The sequence below is a fragment of the Fictibacillus sp. NRS-1165 genome, assembly GCF_050468105.1.
GTDB classification, from domain to species: Bacteria; Bacillota; Bacilli; order Bacillales; family Fictibacillaceae; genus Fictibacillus_C; species Fictibacillus_C terrinigri.
This window is the reverse complement of sequence record NZ_JBDPNU010000034.1, coordinates 1-10252: the sequence shown is the minus strand read 5'-3', so window position 1 is coordinate 10252 and position 10252 is coordinate 1. Positions and strand designations below refer to the sequence as shown.

General features: G+C 36.9%; 9 protein-coding genes and 1 pseudogene. 7 read left to right on the top strand and 3 right to left on the bottom strand.

Annotation, left to right across the window (positions count from 1 at the left end):
* Positions 1-57: 57 nt before the first annotated feature.
* A complete protein-coding gene (locus tag ABHN01_RS16390) occupies positions 58-615 on the bottom strand; it encodes a sugar O-acetyltransferase (protein WP_429876417.1) in 558 nt (185 codons plus the stop codon).
* Between the two features lie 824 nt (positions 616-1439).
* Complete coding sequence (locus ABHN01_RS16385) at positions 1440-2594, bottom strand: M20 family metallopeptidase (protein WP_429876419.1); 1155 nt, start codon at positions 2592-2594, stop codon at positions 1440-1442.
* Positions 2595-3687: 1093 nt separating this feature from the next.
* Between ABHN01_RS16385 and ABHN01_RS16380 the strand changes: the two genes are divergently transcribed.
* Positions 3688-4365: a YiiX/YebB-like N1pC/P60 family cysteine hydrolase gene (locus ABHN01_RS16380; RefSeq protein ID WP_429876416.1), complete on the top strand. Its 678-nt coding sequence runs from the start codon at positions 3688-3690 to the stop codon at positions 4363-4365.
* A gap of 64 nt (positions 4366-4429) precedes the next feature.
* On the top strand, positions 4430-5461 hold the full coding sequence (locus tag ABHN01_RS16375) for a hypothetical protein (RefSeq protein WP_429876415.1): 1032 nt from the start codon (positions 4430-4432) through the stop codon (positions 5459-5461).
* A 676-nt stretch (positions 5462-6137) separates the two neighbouring features.
* Here the strand turns inward: ABHN01_RS16375 and ABHN01_RS16370 are convergent.
* Positions 6138-6536, bottom strand: a complete 399-nt coding sequence (locus ABHN01_RS16370; protein ID WP_429876414.1) for a hypothetical protein — start codon at positions 6534-6536, stop codon at positions 6138-6140.
* Positions 6537-6837: 301 nt separating this feature from the next.
* On the opposite strand from ABHN01_RS16370, the gene ABHN01_RS16365 reads away from it, so the two are divergent.
* The 5 genes and pseudogenes from ABHN01_RS16365 to ABHN01_RS16345 all read left to right on the top strand — a co-directional run.
* Entirely contained in the window at positions 6838-7599 is a 762-nt protein-coding gene (locus ABHN01_RS16365; protein WP_429876413.1) for a VCBS repeat-containing protein, read from the top strand.
* A gap of 52 nt (positions 7600-7651) precedes the next feature.
* On the top strand, positions 7652-8146 hold the full coding sequence (locus tag ABHN01_RS16360) for a hypothetical protein (protein ID WP_429876412.1): 495 nt from the start codon (positions 7652-7654) through the stop codon (positions 8144-8146).
* A 146-nt stretch (positions 8147-8292) separates the two neighbouring features.
* Positions 8293-8754 carry a site-specific integrase gene (locus tag ABHN01_RS16355; RefSeq protein ID WP_429876418.1) on the top strand — a complete coding sequence of 154 codons (462 nt, stop codon included), beginning with the start codon at positions 8293-8295 and terminating at the stop codon, positions 8752-8754.
* Positions 8744-9141 (top strand): annotated as a pseudogene (locus ABHN01_RS16350) (terminase large subunit); the annotation flags it as partial. The gene ABHN01_RS16355 and the pseudogene ABHN01_RS16350, both read left to right, overlap by 11 nt.
* Before the next feature lie 923 nt (positions 9142-10064).
* Positions 10065-10252: hypothetical protein (locus ABHN01_RS16345; RefSeq protein ID WP_429876411.1), on the top strand; the 188-nt coding region annotated here is incomplete at its 3' end.

Genomic DNA, 10252 nt, shown 5'->3' with positions numbered 1-10252 from the left:
CCTTAGTTACCGAGGGAGTTTAAGTACTATGGTTCACAAACTTTTTTCGATTCTCTATTATTCAATTTGTTTAATTATTCTTGCTGGGTTCCCACCTACAACTACGTTATCTGAGACATCTTTAGTAACAACTGCACCAGAGGCGATAACAACATTATCTCCTACCGTTACTCCTGGGTTTATTACTGAACTTCCTCCAATCCATACGTTGTTTCCAAAAGTAATCGGTTTTGCATATTCCTTATCCGAATTTCGTTCAGTTGGATTAAGTGGATGCGTTGCAGTGTAGATTTGAACGCCGGGACCTAGCAAACAATTATCCCCAAATCGTACTTCACAAACATCCAAAATGGTACAGTCGAAGTTTGCAAAAAAGTTTTCTCCTACGTGCGTGTTATAACCATAATCAAAACGTATATTTGGCTCCATATATACGTTTTCTCCAGTTGAACCGAGTAATTCCTTTAATAATTTAGTTCGCTTTTCGCCTTCAGTTTCTAAAGTTTGATTATATATTCTAACCTTTCGTCTTGCTTCCTCACGTTCCTTTAATAATACTGAGTCCGCAGGCTTGTACATCTCTCCAGCCAACATTTTTTCTTTTTCAGTTTTCATCTGTTATGACCTACTTTCAAATCTATTTGATGACGCATACAATTAGAGTACTTGTATATACAAGTTGAATTAAGCTCCGTTACCTTTCTTCTTATTAACTAAACTGCTACGTTAGTTTAAGTACATTCTTTCACAATCTCTATAATTTTTTAACATAAATATCAAAAAACCATCTATGAAAAACTAAAGAGGTAATGTGATTTTAATCAAACTTTTTTACAAATTATCAATCTTTAATATATAAATATAATTATCAAACTTTATTACAGAGCAACACCAGTGAATCAAAATCTACTAAAAAGTGGGCTTCAGCTAGTAAAATGCCTAGGATTGGAGAGTATCGAGGGTACCCATTTAATCCTTGGAGGAATATGAATAGGAAAAAAGTAAACAGGTCACTTTGTGGTATTTATCACCATTAAGTGACCTGTTTTTACACTATGTTGGCTGCACCTCATACTCATCAAGCTATATTTTGAAGTACCCCCAAAATGAAAATTTTATACCTCTACAGTTATTTATGAGAATTCAGCTCATTTTTTTCGTTTTGGGGAACAAGGGATTTCTTACCTTGATGGCTATGGGGTAGCGTCAGGAAAATGCGGATTTACAACGTTAAGCTGTTCTAGGAAGTAGATATGAGTTGGTGTAGCAACGATAAATGTGTTGAGACAAGATATACGAGACACTAGTAAGCCTTGTTTCACGTAATATTGACTCCATATCAATAGGCTAGACCCTATTGATACAAGGGGTTCTATCTTAACGTTATAAATTGTCAAAATCCTGACGTTACCGCTACATAAAGTTTAGTTAAAATAGATTTAAAATGACCTAAGATACTTGACTGCCGTCTCAGCATATATCTCGGCAGATTCTATTAAGTTCTCCACTGAAACCCGCTCATCGTACCCATGGATGGTGTGATCCAGCCCAGGACCGTAAAGGACGGTATCAATTCCATGGCGCCGGAAGTGACTGGCATCACTTGAACTAAGCGAAAGTACGCTGAAGACGGGTTCCTCCATTCCGAGGACACTCTGGATTCCCAGTTCTATGGCCCTCACAATTGGACGATTCTCTAAGGTCCAGTTCGGGTTAGTACAGGGTACCATTGGCTCTACAACCGCACCTGGCGCTACAGCACTAACAAGATTCCTAGCGACATCAAGTACAAACTCGAACTTCATACCGAATGGAACCCGGGTATCCACTTTAATGATACACTTGTCTGCGACGACGTTCACATTTGTTCCGCCCTGGATTACACCTGGATTGTAAGAGGGACGATAAAGTAACTGTGACAATAAGGGATTTCCTAGACACTGAGATAGGAGCCACTCAGTATTGTACAAAAGTTGACAAGGCTCTGCCGGAGGCGTTGCCTTGAGCTCCCATAGCTTGGTTAGTGCTTCGACAGCGGCTGCCCCTCTTCGTATGGCTGAGATTCCATAAAGCGGTTGTAGGCTGCCATGATCTGTCTGACCTGGTATGATCACCTGCATCCATGCCTTGCCCTTTTCGCCGGCATTCGGATGGTGGGGGTCCGTTGGTTCACCAATCAGACAAGCATCACCCTTAATCAATCCTTGATCCAGGAGCGAGGCCACCTCAATGCCGCCAGTCTCTTCATCCGGAGAGGCAATAACTCCTAGGCTACCTTTCAAATTAAGAGTGGGGGCGAACTCCTGAAGTAGTCCAGCCACAAAAATCAGTGATGCCAAGCCTCCTTTCATATCGGAGGCTCCCCTACCCAAAAGCATACCCGCTCTGACTTCTCCTGAGAAAGGATCGGAGGTCCAATGTGAACAATCGCCTGCAGGTACGACATCTGTATGTCCACAAAATAGGAGCCGTGGACCAGGTACCCTGGTTAAGGGAGCATCACAGACCACGGTAACCAGCGCATTTTCGCTACGGCGGTGCTCGGTAATCAAGAACCCTTTTGCTGCTAGGTATCGGCTAATATGGCGGCCCATTTCTGCTGACCGCTTCTTAAACTCGGGCGATGGATTTTCAGATGGAATTCGAATAAATGAAGCAGCAAGTTCGACTAATTCCTGTTGCCTTGACCTTATCAGCTGCCGGATTAATCTGGTACTCATATAAATACATCCCCTCCATGTCCGGCATTAGCCGCAGTATTTCTATACTATTCTATGTGCTGTTCCTAGATCATATTTCTGGGGATAAAGGTGGGGAAATATTTGATACGTGTTAATTAAAGTCGCGTTCAATGCTATAGTTAAACTTAATAAGCCATAGATGCATAAAGAAAGAGCTGCCTTAAAGACAGCTCTGATCTTCATTATCTTTAGTTCTTCCAATGTTGTAACGTTCTCATTTATAGTCCAATCATATGTATAAACATAACCTTTATCTTTTATCTTTTTACTACAAACCTGTCTAAATCTATATTATTACACCACCTAATTTATAACAAATTTATCATTCAACTAACCTGCCACGTTAGTGAAGTAAGCATCGCTTCACAAATATGAATAAATATTAGTGTTTATACAGGTTTACCCTTAAGTAACGATTCATAAAGATTAATAAACATACTGCCAAAACATACATCAGTTAATTGCCAGAAACACCTTTTACTATTTGTCAAAATTTTAATGTGATTCACACACTCTCTATGTTAAGTTAGGTTTAATTCGACTATTACTAAAGGAGGCTAAATCTTTGAATAATAAAATATGTATAAGTTTAACGATTGCAGGCTACCTCGTTTTAATACTTAACTTGATTACAAACGGTTTTAACAGCCAGAGTATTTGGCTTACGTTAAATATCCTTTGTATAGTCCTCTATTTTTTTAGCATAGTTATCTCTTTGCGTAATATGAAAAAACAAAAAACACGTACTGTAATGAATATCATTGTAGCTTTTATACCGCTGGTTCTAGTAGCAAGTTGGGTATATCTTATTAATTCCGGTGTTTAAGTATTGGTAAAAAATGGCCGTTTTTGTTCTGAGATGTAAAATCTTGGTGCAAAAGCGGTATTTTTATGCCTTAATAATATTGTACTTTAATTATTCTGAAAAAACTTAGGAGGGATTGTAGTGTTAAAGATATGGGTTGGGGTAATTGCTGTATCTTCGATTCTATTGGGAGCTGGCACTTGTGCGCATGCAGAGGAAGGATCTTCAAATCTTACAAGTAAGCAAAAAGCTGAAATTCAACAGGCTAAGCTTGAAACAAACAAGCTCAAGAAATCAATGGATTCCCAAAAGTCCCCGAAATTTTACGGTGATAAAAAGGTTGCTGAATCCGGGACAATTTCCGCAGCTGCAACTACATGGAAACGTAAAGGTATTTTCTATGTAACTACGGATACGGCAAGTTCTGGTTCAAGCGCGTGGGCAGGTGGACATGCTGGAATTTCTTATAACAGTTACTATGCAATCGAATCGTTTGGAAACAAAGGTTCTGCATTAAACGGCGTAAACTTATGGGATAACAACTGGAATTCGCGTTATATACATTTTAAAGCATTATCTACACACAATACAACCGTAGCCCAAGATGCTTCAACTGCTGATAAGGCGTATACTTATGCAGGTTTGAAACCATATAATTATAATTTTTTCAATATCAATCAAGACAATTCCTTTTATTGTTCTCAATTGGTTTGGTATGCCTATATGAAAAAATTAAACATCGATTTGAATGACGGAGGAGCGGTTTGGCCAGTTGATTTAACCCAAACCAGCAAAGCCTATACTGTGTACTCACAGTGAAAGTACAGACGGGGCGAGTACTGATGACTCGCCTCTTATCTTGTTGCAAAGGAGTTCTGCATACATGAATAAACCCTTTTTTATAATCATTTTATCCCTTTGTCTGTTACTAAGTGGATGTAAGCAAATGGGTTCCATAAGTAAATCCAATGGTGAAACGAAAGAGAATACGTTTGAATATGGTATTGTTTCAACATCTTTTATAAAAAACGAAAGCAGAATTACACTTCTTTCAAAAAGCTTTGACAAAAGAGAGGATATCGATATTAAATATGGTGGGCTGCAAAAAGGAAAGAAATATGGTGATAATTATTTCGCTCCTGTAGTCGGTACCCCAAATTCCATGCAAAATAGAATTGTGAAATTTAATATGGAATCAAGAAAAGTAAGCTATATAAAAACGTTGTCGAAGCCAATCGATTTGGAAGTAGAACAAAAGTATCTATATGTGATACATAATTCGAAAATTAATGAAGGGAAAGTTGCGAAGATCGATCTTAAATCCAATAGAATTATCAAAGAAACTTCACTAAAAGGAGTACTAAAAAGAATTGCTTTTCAGGGGAAAAAGTTAGTCATTGCTAGTGATAACGTAAAAACTCAAAAACAAGTCATTTATACCCTGTCAGACAAATTGAAAACGCTAAATGAATCGAAGAACGAGTATACGGCATTTCCTACGGACATCCTTTCAAGCAATGACAAATTATTTCTGATCAATAATGCAAAGAGTGATTTCTCCGGACCTACAGATTTAATCCTTCAATATAATGATTCTTCTCAAAAGATAAAACCAATAAGATTGAGTAAGAATGCCCCTTGGGAAATGTTGAAGTATAAGGGGAGCTATTTTGTTACTCATTATGATTTTGTAACAAAACATGGAAGAGATATTACGGTTCTAAATTCAAACGAACAAAGTGGTAAGACTTATAGATTAAAAAATGACCCTGTCCGAAGTACGATTAAAGATGATCATCTTTTTTCGATTGATAGTAAAGGTATATACGAATATGATTTAAAAAATCTTAAACTGCTTAGTAAAGGCAAAGTCTCCATACCCGATCAACCGCTGATAGATTTCTTTATTAATTAACGAAAAATAGTCGCATTTCATACACAAAGCACCCTGCCGTCACCTAGCCGGTAGGGTGTTTTGACCTATTTTACATTATATGGTAACAGTTACCACCTCACGCTTATTAAATCCTTGTTTAAGTAACTGATAAATTCCCATATACACTTGCCACTTATCCACCCTTCATTTCCCCCAATAACATGAGGTCCTCTAACAATCTATCATAATATTGGGCAGTATTTGGAAAATAAGTGTTCAATTTTATTTGGCGTTACCTGTCCACTTTACTTTAGCAGTCACAGCTTACATCATGCCGCCCATTCATCAAGATATATAATAGAGGAAAATAGATTTATAGAATCATTGATATTATGGAGGTTTCATCTTTCACTTTAAATATTTCAAAACAGCAGAAAAAAAGCAATGAGCAAAATAATGAACATTTTTTTTGATCATTGGGTAGGTGTATTCCTACCCTTTTATAACACATTAAAAGATCTTCTAGTGAACACCTTTTACTAAATTTACTAATTATTTTTAAATGTCCTTCTTTATAAAATTTTAAATATACATTTTTAATTTTTATAAACAAAATAAAAAGGTATATCACTTATTTTTTTAAGCAATTATACCTTTTGGAATTATGACATTTCAGTGCCCACTGATTAAAGATTCATTCACAAACCCTTTCTTATTAAAAGCAAGTAAACGATTGAATTTGTCGTAAGTCTATTCCGAAATAAACCCATCTAAATCCAGTCCAACGATACCCTGAGACAGAGTTTCGACCAACAAATGTTGGATAAAACCAAAATTGCTCAAAACCTGTCAGCCATACATACGTGTATCTGAATAAACATCTTGCAATACCGCCTGGGTCAACTGCATATGTTTCTACTTGTTGTTGAGGAACAAAAGATGGCGGTGGTGAAGTTGGTGGTCCAGCCGCTGGACCTTGACCTGGCGGTGCGAATGGAGGTTGACCTCCAAATTGTCTTTCATCAGGGGCTGGATAGTAATAATTTTCCTCTTGGAATGGAGTTGAATATAAATAATCTGGCTGACTATATGGATTGTTATAATACAGATACATAAAAATACACTCCTTTACTTTTTAATCTCACAACATCCTATTCTTTAGACATTGGCCTATCAACTTGTACTCTCAAGAATGTGTATTTACCTATAAAAAAGTTACTTCTTAGTGATATCCCCTGTAGACCTTACATAATTGTTAGCTCCTTCATGGTTTTTAACAACCATTCACATTTTTCAGTATTGAATCCCCTTAGCATTACTATATAGAACATTTTCTTAACCTTTATGGGTGTCATATAGCATTGACCTGCATATTGTACACAAAGTAATTACCGAATGTTTTTGGGGGGAGTTATTTGTACAGGCAAATTCAAGAACATACGTATGGTAACTATACCTATTCTAGGAACATAGCGCTGCTTGACATGAAGCAAGGTGATGTTACTGGTGACGGTATAATGGATTACATCTATTTATATGGAAGTAAACACCTTGAAACCGAAATCTTCGCTGATAATATTACACTTGTAATTCAAGATGGGCGTTCTAATCAGATTTCAACAATTAATCTTCAAAATAATGCAGGATACAATGCAAACCTCTTCCTTGGGGATTTTTCTAAAGATAACATATGGGATATTCTGGTGATTATTGATTCTGGAGGAAGTGGGGGCTACGGTATTTTCTATATTTATTCCTTTAGAAACAATATTCCAAGCAAATTGTTTGATTTTGAAAAATATAATAATGACTACAAGTTTAATGTCAATTATGAAGATTTATATAAAGTAAGTGTAGGAAGCCCTTCACTAGACCTGCTTTTCACCATTGACATTAGCTACAAAGGCAATGATTATCTGTCTCAGCTTTACTATAAAAATGGGAAATTAAAACAACCCGTTAAAGGTGAGGTTCTTTCTGCTGGTGCTTTAAATCCAATTGTTACAAATCAAAAAAGCATGAGTTATGATTTACTTGTTTTTCAACGGATTATTGGTATTTCTAATTCAGATACATTAGGATATGTCGAAAACCTTTTAACATGGAATGGCACTCAATTTATATCCACAAGATTGGCAACAACGATACTTGGAACAAAGTTAAGCAGCCCCTATTAATGTTCAAAAATGACGCTTGCAGTTCAAATGTTTAAGCAATGGAGGTATGAGTATGACAAATTTTTATTCTTTTCACGGGACTGTTACTATGATTAGTGATTTATTTACAGGTCAAAATGGTGAAGGAGAAGGCTGTTATAAATTAATATCTTTAGAAAACGGATTGGGAGCCATAGTAAATTTCGTGGTGTCACCCACCACTTACTTTGTAGACCAAGTAATGGTGACAGTAGGAGATCGCGTGACTGGATATTATGACGGGGATGCACCTGCCCTTCTTATTTACCCTCCACAATATCAAGCACTTGTTATGGTTAAAGATAGCCCAAATCAGAATGTAAAAGTAGATTATTTTAATAGTCAGTTGGTGAGTAGTGATGGACGATTACGTTTAAATATATCTCCATCATATACCCAAATAGTTTTAACAAATGGGCAGGCCTTTTCAAGAACCCCTGCGAACCGAGATTTAATTGTTATCTATGGACCTGCCACAAAAAGTATCCCCGCCCAAACCACACCCTATAGAATAATCGTTTTGTGTTAGTGAGAGGTTATTATACAAAATGCCTGTTTGACATAATAATTGGTATGTAAAAACACAAAAAACTGGTCCGTTTTTTGGGGCGAGTTTTTTTAATTAAATTTTGTGCTGGGACCAGAAATTTCTTCCCCAACTAACGCACCCCTTGAATAAGAAAAGCGATCTCCCTTGTTTCGGCAGGTCATGAAATTGGCCCCTTAAAAACCAATCACAGTTACAGAAACATCTCCCTATTTGATTATGTCATGAATGAACTAAAAGAACACAAACATAAACAGATGAAATTCAAAATGCAAAATCGTGTAACCTACAAAGACCAGGATTTAGTAACTGCAAGCTCGACTGGTTCATTCATTCTGCCTCGTAACCTTGACCGGAACTGGTTTAATCTACTCAACGAGTCCATGCTTAAAAAAATACGATTCCATGATCTTCGTCACACTCATGCAACCTTAATGCTTAAACAGGGAGTTCATCCAAAAGTTGTCCAGGAACGTCTTGGGCATTCTTCCATCACAGTGACCCTTGATCTGTACTCACATGTTTTACCCAATATTCAAAAAGCAGCCGCCGAACAATTTGGAACTCAACTTTTTGGAATTCGTCCGTAAAGGGTTTTTTGATACGGTAAAGTTAAAGGTGCCTATTAAGAGTGGGAAAAAGACGGGTTGCTGACTATTGTGGATGAGCCGGTCATAGACATACGCCATATTGTTGATTGGTTCGTAGAGATGCGGGAGCATTACGGCCTTACCAAGATTGTAGCCGATACCTTCCGGCTAGATCTGGTCAGGACTACGCTCGAAGCAGGAGGATTTGAGTTAAATTTCATCAGGAATCCAAGAGCGATTCATTCTCTTTTGGCTCCCAAAGTTGAAATTATGTTTGCAAAGCACAAGGTTATCTTTGGTGACAATCCTCTTAGGCGCTGGTACACCAATAACGTTTATGTGAAGACCAAAAAAGACGGCAACAAGGAATATTTGAAAAAAGATGAACCGTTTACCATTTCTTTTTCCTTAATTTATTTACATGAGTATGGTAGGGTGGAATTAAGGATGTCTTCCAACGATCATCCTCCTACCGTGTTGTCCCTTCTTTAGCCAGGAATCACAAAAGAAGGGACTTTTTTTAATTGGAAGGCACGCAATATGCACGCAATTCCCCCTAAATAGGAAGGGGAATCTTATTATGTACTGACTTAATAGCCCTGTTGACAGGGCTGTATTAAAGCAGTTTTTTTCTGATTAAACCGCAAATGCAATAAGCTTTGTGTAATTGTGGTTCAAAAAATAAAGACGACTGTAGGCAACCACCTTTTATATCCTTCTCTTTAGTGCCAACGGCAAGCTTTTATTTCACCACAAGAACCGTACCGTACTAAAATTAATTTCCTCTTTTCACAAAACCTACAAAACATTCGAGAGTAAAGAGAAGAATCTTAAGAGGGTAGGCTTTATCTTGTCCTGGTGGCTGATCTTTATCTAAAAAAGACTTGAGCTTCACTCAAACCCATAACTATATCAAGACCTACGTTGTAGTTTCATATCTTCTCTTGCAAGATCAATTGTCCTAACCAGCCTCAATCATCCGATATTTCTCCCAAGCACCGTACTATCACCATTTAAAAGATGCTCATTGGAAGAGAAAATCCAAGTAAGATAGTGATTTTGACCCACATAAAGACCAATGATATTATACGAAAGTATCGTATATGGCCTGTATTTCCTTTGTTAGATATCAAATAAGAAATCACATTTTTGGTTAGTCTGATTTTAGTCAAATTCACTATACTAAAAATACCCAATGCAGAGGTATTTTTTTGTGGTCAAGAACTACTTCAACAGCTATGAACATTACAACGGTCGAGTTCATTACAATTTTTGGATTAGGACTGTAGTTTACTAAAGGAGTGTTTTTTTTGGATATATTTATCTTCTCTTTTTTCATAATAAGTGTTACGTTCCCAGTGTTACATTTATACCATTGTTTACCCTGGTTCCGTGAATCTAACGAAACGGTCAAACGAAATTCAAAACTAAAAAAATGGATGATTGATCATGGTTATGAAGATGGAAAGGGAATGAGTATTTTAGTCCCATGTTACAA